General features: G+C 63.5%; 17 protein-coding genes and 1 tRNA gene. 6 read left to right on the plus strand and 12 right to left on the minus strand.

Annotated features, from left to right (window positions below; genetic code table 11):
• Nucleotides 1-20: 20 nt before the first annotated feature.
• Entirely contained in the window at nucleotides 21-3,539 is a 3,519-nt protein-coding gene (rpoB, locus tag ACQCS0_RS15630) for a DNA-directed RNA polymerase subunit beta (RefSeq protein WP_185261231.1), read from the minus strand.
• Between the two features lie 574 nt (nucleotides 3,540-4,113).
• Here rpoB and ACQCS0_RS15635 point away from each other — a divergent pair.
• Complete coding sequence (locus tag ACQCS0_RS15635; protein ID WP_354153310.1) at nucleotides 4,114-5,313, plus strand: acetyl-CoA C-acetyltransferase; 1,200 nt, start codon at nucleotides 4,114-4,116, stop codon at nucleotides 5,311-5,313.
• A gap of 16 nt (nucleotides 5,314-5,329) precedes the next feature.
• Nucleotides 5,330-5,827, plus strand: coding sequence for an aminoacyl-tRNA deacylase (locus ACQCS0_RS15640; protein ID WP_426939841.1), 498 nt, complete (start codon nucleotides 5,330-5,332; stop codon nucleotides 5,825-5,827).
• A gap of 136 nt (nucleotides 5,828-5,963) precedes the next feature.
• Here the strand turns inward: ACQCS0_RS15640 and rplL are convergent, their stop codons facing one another.
• The 9 genes from rplL to ACQCS0_RS15685 form a co-directional block, all read right to left on the minus strand.
• Entirely contained in the window at nucleotides 5,964-6,341 is a 378-nt protein-coding gene (gene rplL, locus ACQCS0_RS15645; RefSeq protein WP_056344416.1) for a 50S ribosomal protein L7/L12, read from the minus strand.
• An 80-nt stretch (nucleotides 6,342-6,421) separates the two neighbouring features.
• Entirely contained in the window at nucleotides 6,422-7,021 is a 600-nt protein-coding gene (gene rplJ / locus ACQCS0_RS15650; RefSeq protein ID WP_354153308.1) for a 50S ribosomal protein L10, read from the minus strand.
• Nucleotides 7,022-7,317: 296 nt separating this feature from the next.
• Nucleotides 7,318-8,436 (minus strand): GNAT family N-acetyltransferase, encoded by a 1,119-nt coding sequence (locus ACQCS0_RS15655; RefSeq protein WP_426939842.1) that lies wholly within the window; start codon nucleotides 8,434-8,436, stop codon nucleotides 7,318-7,320.
• Between the two features lie 8 nt (nucleotides 8,437-8,444).
• Nucleotides 8,445-9,563 carry a GNAT family N-acetyltransferase gene (locus tag ACQCS0_RS15660; RefSeq protein ID WP_354153307.1) on the minus strand — a complete coding sequence of 373 codons (1,119 nt, stop codon included), beginning with the start codon at nucleotides 9,561-9,563 and terminating at the stop codon, nucleotides 8,445-8,447.
• Between the two features lie 114 nt (nucleotides 9,564-9,677).
• Nucleotides 9,678-10,385 carry a 50S ribosomal protein L1 gene (rplA, locus tag ACQCS0_RS15665; protein WP_354153306.1) on the minus strand — a complete coding sequence of 236 codons (708 nt, stop codon included), beginning with the start codon at nucleotides 10,383-10,385 and terminating at the stop codon, nucleotides 9,678-9,680.
• Between the two features lie 142 nt (nucleotides 10,386-10,527).
• Nucleotides 10,528-10,959, minus strand: a complete 432-nt coding sequence (gene rplK / locus ACQCS0_RS15670) for a 50S ribosomal protein L11 (RefSeq protein WP_024365990.1) — start codon at nucleotides 10,957-10,959, stop codon at nucleotides 10,528-10,530.
• Between the two features lie 130 nt (nucleotides 10,960-11,089).
• Entirely contained in the window at nucleotides 11,090-11,947 is an 858-nt protein-coding gene (nusG, locus tag ACQCS0_RS15675) for a transcription termination/antitermination protein NusG (protein ID WP_354153305.1), read from the minus strand.
• A gap of 116 nt (nucleotides 11,948-12,063) precedes the next feature.
• A complete protein-coding gene (gene secE / locus ACQCS0_RS15680) occupies nucleotides 12,064-12,348 on the minus strand; it encodes a preprotein translocase subunit SecE (protein ID WP_104061916.1) in 285 nt (94 codons plus the stop codon).
• Between the two features lie 81 nt (nucleotides 12,349-12,429).
• Nucleotides 12,430-12,502, minus strand: a tRNA-Trp gene (locus ACQCS0_RS15685).
• A 275-nt stretch (nucleotides 12,503-12,777) separates the two neighbouring features.
• Between ACQCS0_RS15685 and ACQCS0_RS15690 the strand changes: the two genes are divergently transcribed.
• Entirely contained in the window at nucleotides 12,778-13,995 is a 1,218-nt protein-coding gene (locus ACQCS0_RS15690) for a pyridoxal phosphate-dependent aminotransferase (RefSeq protein WP_354153304.1), read from the plus strand.
• An 84-nt stretch (nucleotides 13,996-14,079) separates the two neighbouring features.
• On the opposite strand, the gene ACQCS0_RS15695 is transcribed toward ACQCS0_RS15690, so the two are convergent.
• Both ACQCS0_RS15695 and ACQCS0_RS15700 read right to left on the minus strand, forming a co-directional pair.
• Nucleotides 14,080-14,763, minus strand: a complete 684-nt coding sequence (locus tag ACQCS0_RS15695; protein ID WP_354153303.1) for a response regulator transcription factor — start codon at nucleotides 14,761-14,763, stop codon at nucleotides 14,080-14,082.
• Entirely contained in the window at nucleotides 14,760-16,193 is a 1,434-nt protein-coding gene (locus ACQCS0_RS15700; protein ID WP_354153302.1) for a PspC domain-containing protein, read from the minus strand. Before ACQCS0_RS15700 ends, ACQCS0_RS15695 begins: the two co-directional genes overlap by 4 nt.
• 124 nt (nucleotides 16,194-16,317) lie before the next feature.
• On the opposite strand from ACQCS0_RS15700, the gene ACQCS0_RS15705 reads away from it, so the two are divergent.
• Genes ACQCS0_RS15705 through ACQCS0_RS15715 form a run of 3 tightly spaced genes read left to right on the plus strand, consistent with a single transcriptional unit; the run spans nucleotide 16,318 to nucleotide 18,325 of the window.
• Complete coding sequence (locus tag ACQCS0_RS15705) at nucleotides 16,318-17,778, plus strand: PspC domain-containing protein (RefSeq protein ID WP_354153301.1); 1,461 nt, start codon at nucleotides 16,318-16,320, stop codon at nucleotides 17,776-17,778.
• Nucleotide 17,779: 1 nt separating this feature from the next.
• On the plus strand, nucleotides 17,780-18,070 hold the full coding sequence (locus ACQCS0_RS15710; protein WP_354153300.1) for a hypothetical protein: 291 nt from the start codon (nucleotides 17,780-17,782) through the stop codon (nucleotides 18,068-18,070).
• Nucleotides 18,071-18,073: 3 nt separating this feature from the next.
• Nucleotides 18,074-18,325 carry a PspC domain-containing protein gene (locus ACQCS0_RS15715; protein ID WP_354153299.1) on the plus strand — a complete coding sequence of 84 codons (252 nt, stop codon included), beginning with the start codon at nucleotides 18,074-18,076 and terminating at the stop codon, nucleotides 18,323-18,325.
• Nucleotides 18,326-18,390: the final 65 nt, after the last annotated feature.

An 18,390-nucleotide genomic window follows, 5' to 3' on the forward strand; every position in this document is an offset into this window, starting at 1 on the left:
CACCGCCGTCGGACGCCCTGCTAAACCTCTTCTACGGAACTGGGCTCTGCACGAGACAGATCGATGCCCAGTTCTTCCGCAGCCGTGAAGACTGCGTCATCAGAGTCACGCATTTCAATTGTGGTTCCGTCCGTGGAGAGTACTTCCACGTTCAGGCACAGTGACTGCATTTCCTTGATCAAGACCTTGAAGGACTCAGGAACGCCCGGCTCGGGGATGTTCTCGCCCTTGACGATTGCTTCGTAGACCTTGACACGACCGTGAATATCATCCGACTTGATGGTGAGGAGTTCCTGGAGTGTGTACGCGGCGCCATAAGCTTCCAGCGCCCACACTTCCATCTCACCGAAGCGCTGGCCACCGAACTGTGCCTTACCACCCAGCGGCTGCTGCGTGATCATGGAGTACGGGCCAGTGGAACGGGCGTGGATCTTGTCGTCCACCAGGTGGTGGAGCTTCAGGATGTACATGTAGCCGACCGAGATCGGATCCGGGAACGGCTCGCCGGAGCGGCCGTCGAAGAGGCGGGTCTTGCCTGAGGAGTTGATCAGGCGGTCGCCGTCGCGGGTGACGTTGGTGGAGTCCAGCAGACCCGTGATTTCCTCTTCACGGGCGCCATCGAACACCGGCGTTGCAACAGTGGTCGAGCCACTCTCGCGCGGCAGGTTCGGCAGCTGCTTCATCCACTCGGGCTCGCCTTCGATCTTCCAACCGGTCTTGGCAACCCAGCCGAGGTGCGTTTCCAGCACCTGGCCGACGTTCATACGGCCCGGAACACCCAGCGGGTTCAGGACGATATCAACGGGGGTACCGTCGGCAAGGAAGGGCATGTCCTCGATCGGGAGGATCTTGGAGATAACACCCTTGTTGCCGTGACGGCCGGCGAGCTTGTCGCCGTCGGTGATCTTGCGCTTGGCGGCCACGTAGACGCGCACCAGCTGGTTCACGCCCGGGGGCAGTTCGTCGTCGTTGTCGCGGTCGAAGACGCGGACGCCGATGACGGTGCCGGACTCGCCGTGCGGAACCTTCAGGGAGGTGTCGCGCACTTCGCGGGACTTCTCACCGAAGATGGCACGCAGCAGGCGCTCTTCCGGGGTCAGCTCGGTTTCACCCTTCGGGGTGACCTTTCCGACCAGGATGTCGCCGGCTTCAACTTCGGCACCGATGTGGATGATGCCGCGCTCGTCCAGGCCTGCCAGGACTTCCTCGGACACGTTGGGGATGTCACGGGTGATTTCCTCGGCACCAAGCTTGGTGTCGCGGGCATCGATCTCGTGCTCCTCGATGTGGATGGAGGAAAGTACGTCCTCGGCAACAATGCGCTGCGAGAGGATGATGGCGTCCTCGAAGTTGTGGCCTTCCCATGACATGAATGCCACGAGCAGGTTCTTACCGAGGGCGAGTTCGCCCTGGTCCGTTGCCGGACCGTCGGCGATGATGCCGCCGACCTCGAGTCGCTGGCCTTCGTTCACCAGGACACGGTTGTTGTAGCAGTTGCCCTGGTTGGAGCGTGCGAACTTGTTGATGCGGTAGTTGGTTTCCGTACCGTCGTCGTTGAGCATGATGACGAGCTCAGCGGAGACCTCGGTAACCACACCGGCCTTCTTCGCGATGGTGACATCACCGGCGTCGACGGCGGCGGCGCGCTCCATGCCGGTGCCCACGAACGGGGCCTCGGAACGGACCAGCGGCACGGCCTGGCGCTGCATGTTGGCACCCATGAGTGCGCGGTTAGCATCGTCATGCTCGAGGAACGGGATCAGTGCCGTAGCCACGGACACCATCTGGCGCGGGGAAACGTCCATGAACTCGACCTCGCCGGCGGGAACGAGCACAGGCTCGCCTCCACCACCACGGGCGCGGACCAGGACGGTCTCTTCGGCGAACTTCTTGTTCTCATCCAGCGGAGCGTTGGCCTGAGCGATCAGAACCTCTGCCTCGTCGTCGGCCGTGAGGTACTGGACCTCATCGGAGACAACGCCTTCAGCGACGAGACGGTAAGGAGTCTCGATGAAGCCGAACGGGTTGATGCGGCCGTAGGATGCCAGCGAACCGATCAGACCAATGTTCGGGCCTTCAGGGGTTTCGATGGGGCACATACGTCCGTAGTGGGACGGGTGAACGTCTCGAACTTCCATGCCTGCGCGGTCACGGGACAGACCACCCGGGCCAAGCGCGGACAGACGGCGCTTGTGGGTCAGACCCGAGAGCGGGTTGTTCTGGTCCATGAACTGCGACAGCTGGGACGTTCCGAAGAACTCCTTGATGGCTGCAACAACAGGGCGGATGTTGATCAGTGTCTGCGGCGTGATTGCCTCGACGTCCTGGGTGGTCATCCGCTCGCGGACAACGCGCTCCATACGGGACAGGCCGGTGCGGACCTGGTTCTCGATGAGCTCGCCGACGGCGCGGATACGACGGTTGCCGAAGTGATCGATGTCATCGATATCAACGCGCAGCTCGTGGTCCTGGCCATCACGCTTGCCCGTGAGGGTCTTCTCGCCAGCGTGCAGGGCAACCAGGAACTTGATCATGGCCACGATGTCTTCAACGTGCAGGACCGAAGCTTCCTTGTCGCCAAGGGAGCGGTCGATGCCAAGCTTGCGGTTGATCTTGTAACGGCCAACCTTGGCCAGATCGTAGCGCTTGGAGTTGAAGTACAGGTTGTCCAGGAGGGACTGGGCAGCCTCGACTGTGGGCGGCTCGCCCGGTCGCAGCTTCCGGTAGATGTCCAGCAATGCGTCTTCGCGGGTCTCGGTGGCGTCCTTCTCCAGCGTTGCGCGCATGGAGTCGTACTGGCCGAACTCTTCGAGGATCTGGCCTTCGGTCCAGCCCAGGGCCTTCAGCAGAACAGTGACGGACTGCTTGCGCTTACGGTCGAGGCGAACGCCGACCTGGTCGCGCTTGTCGATCTCGAGTTCAAACCATGCACCGCGGGACGGGATGATTTTGGCAGTGAAGATGTCCTTATCACTGGTCTTGTCGGCGGTGCGCTCAAAGTAGGCGCCCGGTGAACGGACCAGCTGGGAGACGACCACACGCTCGGTGCCGTTGACGACGAAGGTGCCCTTCTCCGTCATGAGGGGGAAGTCGCCCATGAACACGGTCTGCTGCTTGATTTCGCCCGTGTTGTTGTTCATGAACTCGGCCTTGACGTACAGCGGTGCCGAATACGTTGCGTCCCGGTCCTTGCACTCGGCCATGGTGTACTTCGGGTCAGCGAACTCCGGATCGGAGAAGCTCAGGGACATGGTGCCCTGGAAGTCCTCGATCGGGGAGATCTCTTCAAAGATGTCCGACAGTCCAGACGAGGTGGCGACACTTAGATCGTTTTCTTCGACGGCCTTCGCTACGCGGGCCTGCCAGCGTTCGTTTCCGACTAGCCAGTCGAAGCTGTCCGTCTGCAGGGCAAGGAGATTCGGAACGTCCAGCGGTTCGTGAATCTTTGCGAATGAGAGCCGGCGCGTGGCACCATCAGTGCTGTTTGATTCGATAGCGGTGGCAGTGTTATTTACATTAGAGGTGCTCGAGGCGACCAAGAGGGATCCTTCCACAGACCTTCAGGCGTTTTCAGATCTCCCCCGCTGTGCACCCTGCGGAATGACTCCGCAGTGCTACCATCCGGTTCCGCTATATGACCCGGGCCGGGGCTTTCCATACAATGACGTTGTTGACGGCACGTTGATGGTCAGCTGCCAGGCAAAGCCCACCGCTATATGAAGGCTGAAGGTAAACAGGGAAGACGCAAATATCTACGATACGGCAAAACCAATTACGTGTCTACCCCACAACCGGACTTATTGCAAGCACTGATTTTTCGTACCGGAAGAGGCCTCAGAGGCGCAGCGTCCGGACTGAAAGAGCGCGACGGCGACGCGGTGGAGGGCGCGGAAGTGGACGCACTGGGGGCTGCTGTTGATGAAGAGCTGTCCGGCGCAGGAGTGGCAACGCTCCAGGCGGTGAGCCCGGCGAGGCGGCGGATGGGCAGTTCCCCCCCTATTGGCCGTGCCGGCACGGCTGGAATCTCCGGTACCCATTCGGCGTTTGGATTAATGGGTGACATGTCTCACGGTAGCCTTGGAAGTACATCGATTCAGAGCGGAAGAGATCACAATGGGCAACTCCAACGACAATACTGACGTTGTTATCCTGGCTGGTGCGCGCACGCCGCAGGGCCGGCTCAACGGGCAACTGGCGAGCTTCACCGCCGTCGAACTCGGAGCGCACGCGATCAGGTCCGCGGTCGCCGCGAGCGGCGTGCAGGCCGGCCAGGTGGATGCCGTCATCATGGGCCAGGTACTGCAGGCCGGTGCCGGTCAAAACCCCGCACGCCAGAGCGCCATTGGCGCAGGGATTGGCTGGAACGTTCCTACTCTCACCATCAACAAGGTGTGCCTGTCCGGGCTGACCGCGGTGATCGACGCCGCAAGGATGATCCGCAGCGGCGACGCCTCGGTGGTGGTGGCCGGTGGCCAGGAATCCATGTCCCGTGCGCCCCACCTCCTGCCGGGTTCGCGCCAGGGCTGGACCTACGGCGCCATCCAGGCGCTGGATGTCGCGGCGCACGACGGACTCACGGATGCCTTCGATGGTCAGTCCATGGGGCTGTCCACCGAAACCAAGAACCTGACACTGGGCATCGACCGGACCCCGCAGGACAACGTGGCCGCCCAATCGCACCAGCGCGCGGCGCTGGCGGCGAAGAACGGCGTCTTCGACGACGAGATCGCACCCATCAGCGTCAAGCAGCGCAAGGGAGACCCCATCGTTGTGGACACCGACGAAGGCGTTCGCCCGAACACATCCCTCGAGTCCCTGGCCGGACTGCGGGCAGCCTTCGCCAGCGACGGAACCATCACGGCAGGCAACTCCTCTCCCCTGTCCGACGGCGCCGCCGCCCTTGTGCTGGCATCGCGCCGGTTCGCGGAGGAGAACGGCCTGGAATACCTGGCTGTGGTGGGGAAACCCGGCCAGGTTGCCGGTCCGGACAACTCCCTGCATTCGCAGCCGTCCCACGCCATCAAGAACGCTCTGCAGCGGGCAGAATGGGGCACCACCGACCTGGACTTCATCGAAATTAACGAAGCGTTCGGTTCGGTCGCAGTGCAGTCGCTGAAGGACCTGGACTACCCGCTGGAGAAGTGCAACATCCATGGCGGCGCCATTGCGCTGGGCCACCCGATCGGGGCGTCCGGTGCGCGGTTGGCGCTGCACGCGGCCCTCGAACTTAAACGGCGTGGCAGCGGTAAGGCTGCGGTCTCCCTGTGCGGCGGCGGCGGTCAGGGTGAAGCCCTGCTGCTGTACCGCGACTGATGGCGGGCAGGGACTGATGGTGGGGCAGGCCGGCGACCCAAGTGCCGCCGTCGGACGTCAGCGCTTCCTTGCTGACGCCGCCGCGCGCGGCCTGGCCGTGCAGATTGTGGAGCGCCTCGCTGCGCGGAACCTCGAGGAGGCTGCCGGGATCCTGGGCATCACGCCTGCGGAAATCGTGAAGTCCCTGGTGGTCAAACACAAGGACGGAACGTTCCTGTTCGCGCTGATTCCGGGTGACCGGCAAATCTCGTGGCCAAAACTGCGGACCCTGGTGGGCGTCAACAAACTCCCATTACCGTCCGCGGACGTAGCGCTCGACGCGACCGGCTACGAACGCGGGACCATCACCCCGCTCGGCAGCACCACCGCCTGGCCGGTGTACGCGGACGCCACCATTGCCGGCCGCCGCATCTCCATGGGCGCCGGCGAACACGGCTACAGTGCGTTTGTGGACGCCGACGCCCTTACCGCTGCCCTGCGCGCCGTTGTCGCCGATATCTCCGAACCGAATTAGCAACGCGGGGTCACTTACGGCCTATCAATGGGCACTTCATGGGCCATATGTGACCCCGCGTTTGGGTTAATCGTTGGGTTAAACGCAGGAAACCCCGCCCACCGAAGTGGACGGGGTTTCCGTGAAGAGGCGTGAGTTACTTGAGGGTAACGGTTGCGCCGGCAGCCTGGAGCTGCTCCACTGCCTTCTCGGCAGCTTCCTTCGTGACGCCTTCGAGAACAGCCTTCGGAGCACTGTCAACAACGTCCTTAGCTTCCTTCAGACCCAGGGAAGTGATTGCGCGAACTTCCTTGATCACTGCGATCTTCTTTTCGCCAGCAGATTCGAGGATAACGTCGAATTCAGTCTGCTCTTCAGCTTCTTCAGCTGCGCCGCCACCGGCGGGGCCAGCAACAGCAACTGCAGCTGCAGTAACTTCGAAGGTCTCTTCGAAGAGCTTGACGAACTCGGAGAGCTCGATGATGGTCAGTTCCTTGAAAGCTTCAATGAGCTCTTCGTTGGTGAGCTTCGCCATGGTGTGGCGTCCTTCCTATAGGTGGTGCTTGGCGGCCTGGGCCATTGCCTTCACACCGGAGTCTGGTGGGTGAAGAGAAACTAGTTCTCTTCGGCAGCGGGTGCTTCGGCGGGAGCCTCTGCACCTGCTTCGGGGGCTTCGTCTGCGGCCGGAACTTCTTCCGCGGCGGGAGCCTCGGCTGCTGCCGGTGAACCGTTCGCTTCTTCGAGCTTGAGGCGCAGTGCATCAATGGTGCGTGCAGCGGCGGCAGCAGGAGCCTTGAGGATGCCTGCAACCTTTGCGAGCTGCAGCTCGCGGGACTCGAGTGCTGCCAGGGCAGCGACTTCGCTCGCGTTCAGTGCCTTGCCCTCGAAGTAACCGGTCTTGATGACCAGCTGCTTGTTGGCCTTGGCAAAATCCGTCAGGCTCTTGGCAGCGGCAACTGCGTCACCCTTGATGAACGCGATTGCAGTGGGGCCGGAGAGCTGGTCGTTGAATGCTTCGACACCAGCTTCCTTGGCTGCAATTGCGGTCAGGGTGTTCTTGACGACCGAGAACTTGGTGTCCTGGCCGAGAGAAACACGCAGCTGCTTGAGCTGTGCAACGGTGAGCCCACGGTATTCGGTCAGGACAGCGGCGTTCGATTCCTTGAAATCGTTAGTGATCTCAGCTACTGCTGAAACCTTTGTAGGCGTTGCCATAACCCTCCTTCCGGGGATAGTGCCGGTATGCGACGGTCCCCGCTCAGATGAGCTAAAACTAAAAAACGCCCCGCGCAGATGCACGGGGCTTGGCTCGACACGGCTTTCACTGTGGAGCGTTGCTTCGTTCACCTGCGCCGGCCGCCCTATGTTCAGGGTCCTTCGTCCAGAAATACATTTGGCCTCCCGCACACAACTGCAGAGTTGAGCTGCGTTCAGGAGAATGGATTTCCAACAACCGACGGTCTTTGGTAGTTCAAGCTTACGGGACGGGCCGCCGGACCACCAAATCGGCCTCAGCTCTTACTGGTCCCCAGGTGTGGGAGCTCTTTTTGCCAGATGCCGGTCACGCCGGCCGTGGTGAAGCCCAGCTGCTGGTTGACCGTCAACAGGTACCTGTTCTCCGGCGCGTTCCAGGTGTAGATCACCCGGGCGTCCGGGAACTGCTCGGTGAGCCGCCCCATGTTGGCCACCTTGATCGAGAGCCCCAGCTTGTTCCCGCGGTGCTCCTGCAGGACCAGGGTGTCGTCCTGGAACACCACATCGGGCCGGTGGGCCAGGACGCTGATAGTGGTCAGGCCCACCAGTGCCCCGGTGGCCAGATGCTCAACGGCGGTCACCACGGTCCGCCTCCCCTGCGCGATGGTGACCTCTTCCGCCCCGCGGAGGATGCCGCCGTCGAACACCATGTCCTGGTCTACGGGGGTCTCAAGGGCAGGATCGACGTCGGCGCCCGCCTGGTTCTCGAGCACGGCTACGGCTTCCAGCCACTCATCCGGGCAGCGGTCAGTCCAGTGATGGAGCCGGAACCGCCCGCTGTTGGCTTCATCAGCCTCGGCCTGGAGATCGGCCACGAGTTTGGTGTCCAGGGGCAGTGCACAGGCGCTGAACTGTTCGATGTGCTGCAGCGTGTAGCCCGTCCGGCGCGCGAATTCGACTTCCCGGCTTTCCAGCGGCACAAAGCCCTGGCCTGAACCCGGCACCAGCTGGGCAGCCTCGAACTCGTGCAGGGACGCGCCGGGATGGTTGGTGTCAACGAGGATCAAGGTACGGCCCTCGCTGCGCGCCAGGTGTTCGGCCGCGAGGAGCAGCTTGCGGCCCACCCCCTGGCGTTGGAATTCCGGCAGGATGTCCAGCGTGAACTCCGCCATGTCCAGGTTGTCCGTCAGCGGCAGGGCAATGTCCACCGTGCCGATGATCTGATCCCCGGCCTTGGCCACCAAGATAATCTGGCGCTCATAGGGATCGGCCAGCTCAAGGAGCTTCTCCAGCGGCGTGTAAGCGAGGTCATCAGTGCCCCAGGTCTGCATCCGGACTTTGCGGCCCACCTCGATGGCAGCCAAAAAATCCGTTGCGTCAGGCGCGTCCAAGGTATCCGGGATCCACAGCTGCTCGATCCTTACGTCTTCTGCCATCAGGTGCGTCATCCCAGCCGTTTCTGCCACTCGCCCTCATAACCAGCAGGTGTGAATCCAAGCAAACTATTTATCGCCAGCATATGCCGGTTTTCCACAGCGTTCCATGTCAGCACCGATCGCGCCGCGGGCCACCGATGCTGGGCCGCCCGCAGGTTCGCTGTCTTGATCAGCAATCCCAGCCTCTGGCCGCGGTGATCGGACGTGACCAGCGTGTCCTGCTGGGCAATGCTCGTAGGAATGCCCGGCCGCCAGTTCGCGACCGTGTAGGCCACCAGCTTGCCGGTAGGCCTGTGCAGCGCCGCCGCGACCTGGCTCTGCACGCCGCCGCGGCTGCTCGACTGCTCCTCCTGCCGGACCCTGGCTGGGTCCCAGTCCTCAGCTTCCCAGTCCAGGCCGGCGATAGGGACGTCCGTGCTCATCCGGTTCTTGAGGACTGCGTATTCAACCACGAGTTCGTCAGGACACCGATCAGACCAGCCCACCAGGGTGTATCCGGTTGCCCGTGAAGATGCCTCCAGCTCCAGTGCATCGAGTTTGTTCGCCGGGACTGGCAGCGTGAGCCGGCTGGCCCTCTCCACCTGTTCGAGTTCGTAACCCGCACGGGCTGCAAAGACGACGGCAGGATCATCTGCGGGCAGCCCACCTGCTCCTGATTTGGCGGGAATCAGCCGGGTGTCCTTATCCACCGTCCCGGAGGGCAGCTCACAGTAGCCATCAAAAGAGGTGCGGCCTTTGTCCGCGGCAACAGCCTCGGCATGTTCCAGCAGCTTCCGGCCCCAGCCCTGCCGCCGAAAGGCTGCCGCCACGTCCACCAGGATCCCTGCCGTGGACGTGTTTTCGCGTAGGGGCAGGGTTACGGAGCAGGTGCCCACGGTTTGCTGGCCCAGCCGTGCGATGAAGAGCCGGCGATCCTCGTACGGATTACCGCGCCAGTATTCCAGGCTCTCCATGGCTGTGGGGCAGCGGTCCAGGTCGCCCCATTTCTCCAGTTCGTGTTTCTCGCGCAAGGCGTGGCACTCGTGGAAGTCCATCACGCCGGCGGTGCCGCCGGCACTGTGGTCCGTCCCGGCGTCGAGCGCTGCAGGAATGGCGACTGCGGTGATCTTCAGCTGCTGGCCGGTCATGCCCCCAGCCTAACCATCCGGACGGTTCAGCGGGGTAAACCAAAGGACCGCCCGGCGCAGTGCCGGACGGTCCTAGGGTGTGCCGGAATGAACCGGCGGAAGTGCTGCTGAGGACTAGACCTCGGTCAGGACCTTCGTGACGTTGGGGTCGACGGAGATGCCGGGACCGAACGTGGTGGCCACGGTGGCCTTCTGGATGTAGCGGCCCTTGGAAGCGGACGGCTTCAAACGAAGCACCTCTTCCAGTGCTGCTGCGTAGTTCTCGGCCAGCTTGAGGGCGTCGAAGGAGACCTTGCCGATGATGAAGTGCAGGTTCGAGTGCTTGTCGACGCGGAAGTCGATCTTGCCACCCTTGATGTCGTTGACAGCCTTGGCGACATCTGCGGTCACGGTGCCGGTCTTCGGGTTCGGCATCAGGTTACGGGGACCCAGGACCTTACCAAGACGGCCAACCTTGCCCATGAGGTCAGGGGTGGCAACGGCTGCATCGAAGTCGGTCCAGCCGGCTGCGATCTTTTCGATCAGGTCATCGGAACCCACGAAGTCGGCGCCGGCAGCGATTGCTGCCTCAGCCTTGTCGCCCGTTGCGAAAACCAGTACGCGGGAGACCTTACCCGTGCCGTGGGGCAGGATAACGGTGCCGCGGACCATCTGGTCAGCCTTGCGAGGGTCAACGCCCAGGCGGAAGGCAACCTCAACGGTGGCGTCGAACTTGGACGGGTTGGTGTCCTTGGCGAGCGTTACTGCCTCGAACGGCGCGTAGAAGTTCTCCGCGTCGATCTTGGCGGCTGCTGCCTCATATGCTTTGCTGCGCTTTGCCATGCTGCTTATTTCTCCTTGTGCAGTTGTGGTCTGCGGACCGCGCTGGGCCCTGCCACAGCCGAGGATCCTGAATGGATCCTGCGGCATTACGGTTTGTGCCGGTTGTCCGGCAGTGGTGCCGGTTTCCCGACGGTGAAGGCTATTAGCCTTCTACAGTGATACCCATGGAGCGGGCGGTACCGGCGATGATCTTCGCTGCGCCCTCGAGGCTGGTGGCGTTGAGATCTTCCATCTTGGTGGTGGCGATCTCGTTGACCTGGGCCTGAGTCAGCTTGGCAACCTTGACGGTGTGCGGGGTGGGTGAACCCTTGGCAACGCCTGCAGCCTTCTTGATGAGCTCTGCAGCCGGCGGGGTCTTGGTGATGAACGTAAAGGAACGGTCTTCGTAGACCGTGATTTCCACGGGGATAACGTTTCCGCGCTGGGCTTCTGTGGCAGCGTTGTACGCCTTGCAGAATTCCATGATGTTGACACCGTGCTGGCCAAGCGCAGGACCGATCGGCGGGGCCGGGTTAGCGGCGCCTGCCTGGATCTGCAGCTTGATGAGGCCGGTGACCTTCTTCTTGGGAGCCAATGTAAGGTCCTTCTCTCAATATCTTCCTGGGACACAGGAGCGTGCCTCAGGTTTTTGGCCGCCATGGCGAGGCGACCGGCCGTTCCGGGGCTGCTAAGCGGGCAGTCCGGAACGAATTCTGTGCGGGTAACTAGATCTTGCTGACCTGGTTGAATGCCAGCGTGACTGGGGTTTCGCGTTCGAAGATCGATACGAGCACCACGAGGGTCTGGGATTCCACCTTGATCTCGGAGATCGTGGCGGGGAGGGTCTCGAACGGACCTTCCTTGACGATGACCGATTCGCCGACCTCGAAGTCGATGTCGACCTGGGCGGCAGCGTGCTTGACGGGCTTGCCCTTTTCGGCCTGCTCTTCTTCGAAGACCGGCGCGAGCATGGAGAAGACTTCGTCGAGTCGCAGCGGCACCGGGTTGTGGGCGTTGCCCACGAAGCCGGTAACGCCGGGGGTGTGGCGGACGGCGCCCCAGGAGGCATCCGTCAGATCCATGCGGACCAGGACGTAGCCGGGGATCCGGACGCGGTTGATGACCTTGCGCTGCGCGTTCTTGATCTCAACGACCTCTTCCATGGGCACCTGGATTTCGAAGATGTAATCTTCCATGTCCAGGGTCTGGATGCGGGTCTCAAGGTTGGCCTTGACGCGGTTTTCGTAGCCGGCGTAGGAGTGGATGACGTACCAGTCACCCTCCTGGCGGCGCAGCTTGGCTTTGAATTCGTCGGCGGGGTCAACTTCGGCCTTGGCGGCCGCGGCTGCCAGGGCGTCTGCATCAGCGTCGTCGCCCTCTGAGTCGCCCTCAGCGAGTTCGCCTTCTACGGCGTCACCCTCTGAATCGGCATCCTCTGAATCGTCGGCGGAATCGGCGTCGGCGGATTCGGGCGCAGCGGACTCAACCTCGGACTCTTCACCGGCTTCAACCGTGGCGGCCGCCGTGTTGTCCGTGGACTCTTCCAGCTCAGTCTCGGTTACCTCGAGCTCCTGCTCAGACACTTGGTCTCCTGCTTCCTCATTGCCTAACATGCCTATTTAAATGGCTCAATTCCGCACACCGCGTGGGTTCTTCCGGTTTACCCGGACAAGGCCACGCGGCCTGCGGACGATATGCCTTAGCGGTCCCCGGGAGCTATCCCGCCGAAGACCCAGCTGACCACGGTTCCAAAACCGATGTCCAGCAGGCTGACGATCACCATCATGATGGCCACGAACACCAGCACCACGAGCGTGTAGTTGATCAGTTCCTTGCGGGTTGGTGCAACAACCTTCTTCAGTTCGCCGATGACCTGGCGAATGAAGAGTGCAATTCGAGCGAAGAAGTTTGCCTTGGCGTCCTTCTTAGCTGGGCGGCCCTTGGAGCTGCTGGCAGCTGTTTCGGTCACCTGGTCCTCGCTCATCTTCGCAATGTTGGATTACCCGGTCCTGATCAGAACCATGGTTGCTGCGCTTGCTCCGGCTTTCCGCCGGAACAGCTTGCGCAGGGCAGACAGGACTCGAACCTGCAACCTGCGGTTTTGGAGACCGCTGCGCTACCAATTGCGCCACTACCCTATGGATCGAAAACAGCAGCCTGACAAAACTTCCACAGTTTGCACTGGGGCGCACGTCATCATCCGTGTTTTCAACACCGGAGAACCAGTCTACGCAACAACTTCGTCTACGTCGAACCAGCCTCATTCCGGACCGCCCAATCCGCCCTGGTGGGTGACTTGACCTGCTGTCACATCCACGCCGGCAGCCCGAACGATCCGCTGAACAGCATAGAGTAGATCACGTCGAATTCCACCATTCAGCCTCCGGGCTGCAAGCGAAGAACGGACCCTGCCATGTCTGCCGCCCGCGTTTCCAAACGCATTTCCGCTATTGCCGAATCTGCAACCCTGGCCGTTGATGCCAAGGCCAAGGCGCTGAAGGCAGCGGGCCGGCCGGTTATTGGCTTCGGGGCAGGGGAACCGGACTTCCCCACCCCGGACTACATCGTCAAGGCGTCCATCGAGGCCGCCAGCCAGCCCAAGTACCACCGCTACACCCCTGCCGCCGGGCTGCCGGAACTCAAAAAGGCCATCGCCGAGAAGACGCTCCGCGACTCCGGCTACGCCGTGGATCCGTCCCAGGTCCTGGTGACGAACGGCGGCAAGCAGGCCGTGTACAACACCTTCGCCACGCTGGTGGATCCGGGCGACGAAGTGATTGTCCCCACACCGTTCTGGACCACGTACCCGGAGGCCATCAGGCTCGCCGGCGGTGTTCCCGTTGAGGTGTTCGCCGGACCTGAGCAGGACTACCTGGTCACCGTTGAGCAGCTTGAGGCCGCTGTGACGGACAAGAGCAAGATCCTGCTGTTCGTCTCGCCGTCCAACCCCACAGGATCCGTCTACAGCCCCGAGCAGGTGGCTGAGATCGGCAAGTGGGCCGCCGCCAAGGGGCTCTGGGTGGTCACCGACGAGATCTACGAGCACCTGACGTACGACGGCGTCCCGTTCACCTCGATCGCCACGGCAGCTCCGGAACTCGGCGACAAAGTGGTCATCCTCAATGGCGTGGCCAAGACCTATGCGATGACCGGCTGGCGTGTGGGCTGGATGATCGGCCCGGCCGACGTCATCAAGGCGGCCACCAACCTGCAGTCGCACGCCACGTCCAACGTTTCGAACATCATGCAGATTGCAGCCCTCGCCGCCGTCTCCGGACCGCTGACCGCCGTGGACGAGATGAAGGTGGCGTTTGACCGCCGCCGCAAGGCGATCGTGGCCGGCCTGAATGCGATTGACGGTGTTGAGTGCCCGACGCCGAAGGGTGCGTTCTACGTCTACGCGGACGTCCGTGCGCTGCTGGGGAAGGAATTCCCGACGGCGGCGGGCACCGCAACGCCGTCCACCTCCGCCGAGCTCGCTGCTTTGATCCTGGATGAAGTTGAGGTGGCTGTGGTGCCCGGTGAGGCGTTCGGCCCCTCCGGCTACCTGCGGCTCTCCTACGCTTTGGGCGACGAGGACCTGGCCACCGGCGTCGCCCGGCTCCAGGACTTCCTGGGCAAAGCCAAGTAGGCCTCCCCGAACAGCAGATGCGCTATCACTTTTGGTCCTTATGCACGGCTTATAACGACCAAAAGTGATAGCGCATCTTTGGGGCTAGAGCAGGCGGCGTTCGGCGGCCCACTTGGTGAGCTCGTGCCGGCTGGAAAGCTGGAGTTTGCGCAACACGGCTGACACATGGGTTTCCACGGTCTTGATGCTGATGAACAGCTCCTTGGCCACCTCCTTGTAGCTGTAGCCGCGGGCGATCAGGCGCATCACTTCGAGCTCACGGGCCGAAAGCCTGTCCAGCTCGTCGTCGGCAATGTCCGCCGGAGCGGTGCCGAAGGCGTCCAGCACGAAGCCGGCCAGCCGGGGCGAGAACACGGCGTCGCCGCCGGCCACGCGGAACACGGCGTCGGTGATTTCGGCCCCGGAGATTGTCTTGGTGACGTACCCCCGGGCGCCAGCGCGGATGACCGACACCACGTCCTCGGCGGCGTCGGAGACGCTCAGGGCCAGGAACTTGGTAGTGCCAAGGAGCGCCACGGAACCCGCGATCACATCCCGGCCACCACCGCCCAGGCCGCCAGGCAGGTGCACATCCAGGAGCACCACCTCCGGACGCTCCTGCGCGATTACAGCGATGGCCTGCTCAACAGTGGCCGCTTCCCCAACAACGAGGATGCTCTGATCGAGGTCGGCTTTGAGCCCCGAACGGAAGATGGCGTGGTCGTCCACGATCACCACCCGGACCGGCTGTGCGGGGCGGATGGTCCCGGTCCCCTGTACGTTGTTCATGATTTCCCTTCCGCGTTGTCCGTTTGGAGCGCCGGCATGCCCAGCCGCACCTCCGTACCGTCCGGCGTGCTGGTTATAGACGCAGATCCACCGTGCCGTTTCATGCGTCCAATGATCGATTCACGGACGCCGAGCCTGTCTTCGGGTACATCCTGCAGGTCGAAGCCAAGACCCCTGTCCTTGATGAAGATTTCCGTGCGTCCATCGGAAACTTCCACGTAGACAGAGACGGTCCCGCCGCCGTGACGGGACGCATTGAGCATCGCCTCACGGCTGGCCTGGAGCATCGCCTCGTGGGATTCGGTCATGGCGGTGTCCCCGACGCTGACCACCTCCACGGCGTTGCCGAGGGAGTCTTCCACCTCGGCCGCCGCCGCCTTGATGCGGGCCGAAAGCTGGCCTGCCTCCTTACCGGGGTCCTGGAACAGCCAGCTCCTGAGTTCACGTTCCTGGGCCCGGGCGAGCCGGAGGACGTCGTGTTCGTTTCCCGCCCGCCGCTGGATCAGGGCGAGGGTCTGGAGGACGGAGTCGTGCAGGTGGGCAGCAATCTCGGCCCGCTCCGTTTCGCGGATCCGGCCCGCACGCTCTGTTTCCAGGTCCCGCCAGAATTTGAGGGCCCACGGAAGGAGCACCAGAACCACGCCGCCAAGCACCGCCACCGATGCGAGCAGGGCCAGCCAGGTTTGTTCCCAGGATCCGGAACCGGAGACCATTAGCAGCACGCCGGCAACCACCAGCGCCAATCCGGCGGCTAGGCGCGCCCAGCCGCCTGCCTGGTCGGCCTTGGTTTTGTCCACGAGCCCGGCACGGCGGGTTTCGTCGAGCTGCATCCAGGCGATGGCTGCACCGCCCAGCACGGCGGCGGCGGGGATGAGGGTCCCCAGGGGCACGTCCACACCGAGCAGCCGGGCAATCATGATGCCCGCCACCAGGAGGAGCCCTGCGCCCAGCAGCATTTCCTTGCCGTACCGCGTGCGGCGGACCCGGAACCACGGCGGCCGCACGGCGGCCGGGTAACCGGCGGGGTAGCCGGCACGGGGCCCGCGGCCGGAGACACCCCTGGGAGCGAAACCGGGGGCGACAGCACCGGCGTCGGGATTTCCCCACCATGGACCGGCAACGGGCAGACCGGGCGAGGTCGGCACTGGCGGAGGCCCGGCGCTGAATGCCGGGTCAAGGCTGACCGCCGGCGCAATGGGCGACGCCGGACGCCTGGCGTTGCGGCGGGCGCTTTCGTCGGCGGTGGGGACCATGATCCAGAGCCACGCATAGAAGGCGAACCCGGCGCCGCCGGCGAGGGTTGCGAATGCCATGCCGATCCGCACGCTTTTCACCGGCCAGCCCAGATGCGCCGCGAGGCCGGCGCAGACGCCCGCGATGACGCGGTCGCTGCTGCGGACAAGCGGTGGGCGGGTGAGGGCGGGGATCATGTGTCAATCCAAGCACGGATCAGGGTTCCCCGGACCCGATTCCGGCCTGAACCGGGGGTAACTCAGGGGCGAGTCAGGGTGTTCCCCAGTAGAGCGCCGCCGCGCCGGACGGCAGGATCGAAGTATGAACTCCCAGACCCCTACCCCCGCTGATGGCCAGCCCACGGAACCGCCGTACGCCGGACCATATTCAGGCCCGTATTCGAGCCCGTCTGCGGGCCAGTACGCCGGCCCGCAGACCGGCGCCAAAGCACCGGGCCAGCCGAATGACTTCTTCACCTGGGTCCGGAGCCACGGCATCCAGCGGGGCCGTGACCGGTGGATCGGCGGCGTCTCCAGCGGCATCGCACACCGGACGGGCATCGATCCGCTGATTGTGCGCGGCATCTTCATTGTTCTCACCCTCTTCGCCGGAATCGGCGGCCTGCTCTACGGACTGGCCTGGGCATTCCTTCCCGAACCCGACGGGCGTATCCACGTCCAGGAAGCCGGTGCCGGCCGCTGGTCCAGCGGTATGACAGGCTCGCTGATCACCACCGTGGTGGGGCTCACCGGGCTCGGCGGCGGATTCTGGGGCTGGAGCCGCAACGGCTTCGGCGGATTCCTCTGGACCGTCTTCTGGGTGGGCGGCGCCATCTACTTGATCTACTACCTGACCCAGCGCAGCAAGGCCCGGAACGGAGCACTTATGAACACCACACCGCAGCCGGCCGGCGGAAACTCCGGTTACTCGGCTGCTTATCCCACAAACCCCTACGCCTCGCCGTTTGCTGCGACGGATTCCACCTCCACCCGCACGGCCGGCCCGTCCGGGAGCGGATCTTACCTGCCGGTCCCGCCGTCGAGCGTCAACCCGCCACACGGCGGCGGTGGCTCCTACGGCGGGGGCGGTAGCGACGGAGGTGCCTACGGCGGCTACCAGCCACCGCAGGGTCCGGCCCGGGCACCCAAGGTCCGTCCCTCCGGCCCCGGCGCCCCAGCCGTAGCCATTACAGCCGGAACAGCGCTTGTGGTGGGCGGCGGGCTCAAGGCCCTTAACGCCGGTAACGTGATCAACCTCGGCGACGCCACCAACGCGATCGTCTGGGCCAGCGGCGCAGCGGTCCTGGGCCTGGGCATCCTCATTGCGGGGTTGCGCGGCAGGACGTCAGGAATCCTCGGCTTCTTCGCCGTTGTGGCCCTGGTGATCGGCGGAATCTTCAACGTCGCGGGCAACGGCGACAGGGTCCGCTTCACCCAGGTCGACTGGGCACCCGTCAGCATCGAACAGGCACGGAACGGTTTCGACATCACCGCAGGCCGCGGGACTATTGACCTCACGGAGCTGAACGTCACCGCCCCGCTGGCCTCCGACGTCGTAGTTTCCCTGGACATCACCGCCAGCAACGTCAAGGTGGTCATTCCGGACAACGTCCCCGTGGACATCAGGGCGGACATGACCATGGGCAACCTCACCGAAGGCAACGGCCACCGGAGCGGCATCTCCACCCGCGAGAGCAGCTACAACACCGACAAGCCCGGCGCCAAGCTGATCGTGGAGATCGACGGCACCTTCAGCAACGTCACCATCCAGGAAGGGAACTGACATGAGCAACGTCAATCCGTCACCGGACCCATACACTCCGGAAAGCACGACGGCGGCCGGTCACCCAGGAGCCGACGCAACTCCGCCAGCCACCCGCGTAGGAACCGTCGTCTGGGGCCTGATCGTTATGGCGCTGGCCGCCCTGATCGTCATCGCCCAGTTGGGTGTGGTGACCCTGAACGGCACCTATGTCCTGATCGGCCTGATGATCGGCGCCGGCGCCGCGCTGGTGATCGGCGGTCTCCTCTCGGCCCGGAAACGTGACAACGAACGCACAACAGGGAAGTCTTGAACCATGGACAAATTCTTCAGCATCGTCAGGGGCTTCGGCCTGAAACGTGGACCCCAACGCTGGATAGGCGGCGTGTGCGGCGGCATCGCAGCCAAGCTCAACGTGGATGTGGCCTTCGTGCGGATCGCTTTCCTGGTCTTCTGCCTCCTCCCCGGCCCCGCCGTAGTACTGTACATCGCGGCCTGGCTGGTCCTTCCCGACCAGCGGAACTCCATCCCGCTGCAGAACTTCCTGGACCGCCGGTCCATCAGCTGACACCACAGGACTGCCACGCTGGAAGCATGAACACTTTCCTCAGCCCGGGGCAGCGGCGAGCCCCC

This window comes from Pseudarthrobacter sp. S6 (assembly GCF_050156575.1).
Taxonomy (GTDB): Bacteria; Actinomycetota; Actinomycetes; order Actinomycetales; family Micrococcaceae; genus Arthrobacter.

What these genes read in the sequence shown, in the direction of transcription:
- ACQCS0_RS15710 (WP_354153300.1), top strand. Translation starts at nt 17,780, where the DNA reads ATGAGCAACGTCAATCCGTCACCGGACCCATACACTCCGGAAAGCACG.
- rplA (WP_354153306.1), bottom strand. Translation starts at nt 10,385, where the DNA reads ATGGCAAAGCGCAGCAAAGCATATGAGGCAGCAGCCGCCAAGATCGAC.
- ACQCS0_RS15660 (WP_354153307.1), bottom strand. Translation starts at nt 9,563, where the DNA reads ATGACCGGCCAGCAGCTGAAGATCACCGCAGTCGCCATTCCTGCAGCG.
- ACQCS0_RS15690 (WP_354153304.1), top strand. Translation starts at nt 12,778, where the DNA reads ATGTCTGCCGCCCGCGTTTCCAAACGCATTTCCGCTATTGCCGAATCT.
- ACQCS0_RS15705 (WP_354153301.1), top strand. Translation starts at nt 16,318, where the DNA reads ATGAACTCCCAGACCCCTACCCCCGCTGATGGCCAGCCCACGGAACCG.
- rplL (WP_056344416.1), bottom strand. Translation starts at nt 6,341, where the DNA reads ATGGCGAAGCTCACCAACGAAGAGCTCATTGAAGCTTTCAAGGAACTG.
- ACQCS0_RS15715 (WP_354153299.1), top strand. Translation starts at nt 18,074, where the DNA reads ATGGACAAATTCTTCAGCATCGTCAGGGGCTTCGGCCTGAAACGTGGA.
- ACQCS0_RS15635 (WP_354153310.1), top strand. Translation starts at nt 4,114, where the DNA reads ATGGGCAACTCCAACGACAATACTGACGTTGTTATCCTGGCTGGTGCG.
- rplJ (WP_354153308.1), bottom strand. Translation starts at nt 7,021, where the DNA reads ATGGCAACGCCTACAAAGGTTTCAGCAGTAGCTGAGATCACTAACGAT.
- ACQCS0_RS15655 (WP_426939842.1), bottom strand. Translation starts at nt 8,436, where the DNA reads ATGGCAGAAGACGTAAGGATCGAGCAGCTGTGGATCCCGGATACCTTG.
- ACQCS0_RS15700 (WP_354153302.1), bottom strand. Translation starts at nt 16,193, where the DNA reads ATGATCCCCGCCCTCACCCGCCCACCGCTTGTCCGCAGCAGCGACCGC.
- secE (WP_104061916.1), bottom strand. Translation starts at nt 12,348, where the DNA reads ATGAGCGAGGACCAGGTGACCGAAACAGCTGCCAGCAGCTCCAAGGGC.
- ACQCS0_RS15695 (WP_354153303.1), bottom strand. Translation starts at nt 14,763, where the DNA reads ATGAACAACGTACAGGGGACCGGGACCATCCGCCCCGCACAGCCGGTC.
- ACQCS0_RS15640 (WP_426939841.1), top strand. Translation starts at nt 5,330, where the DNA reads ATGGTGGGGCAGGCCGGCGACCCAAGTGCCGCCGTCGGACGTCAGCGC.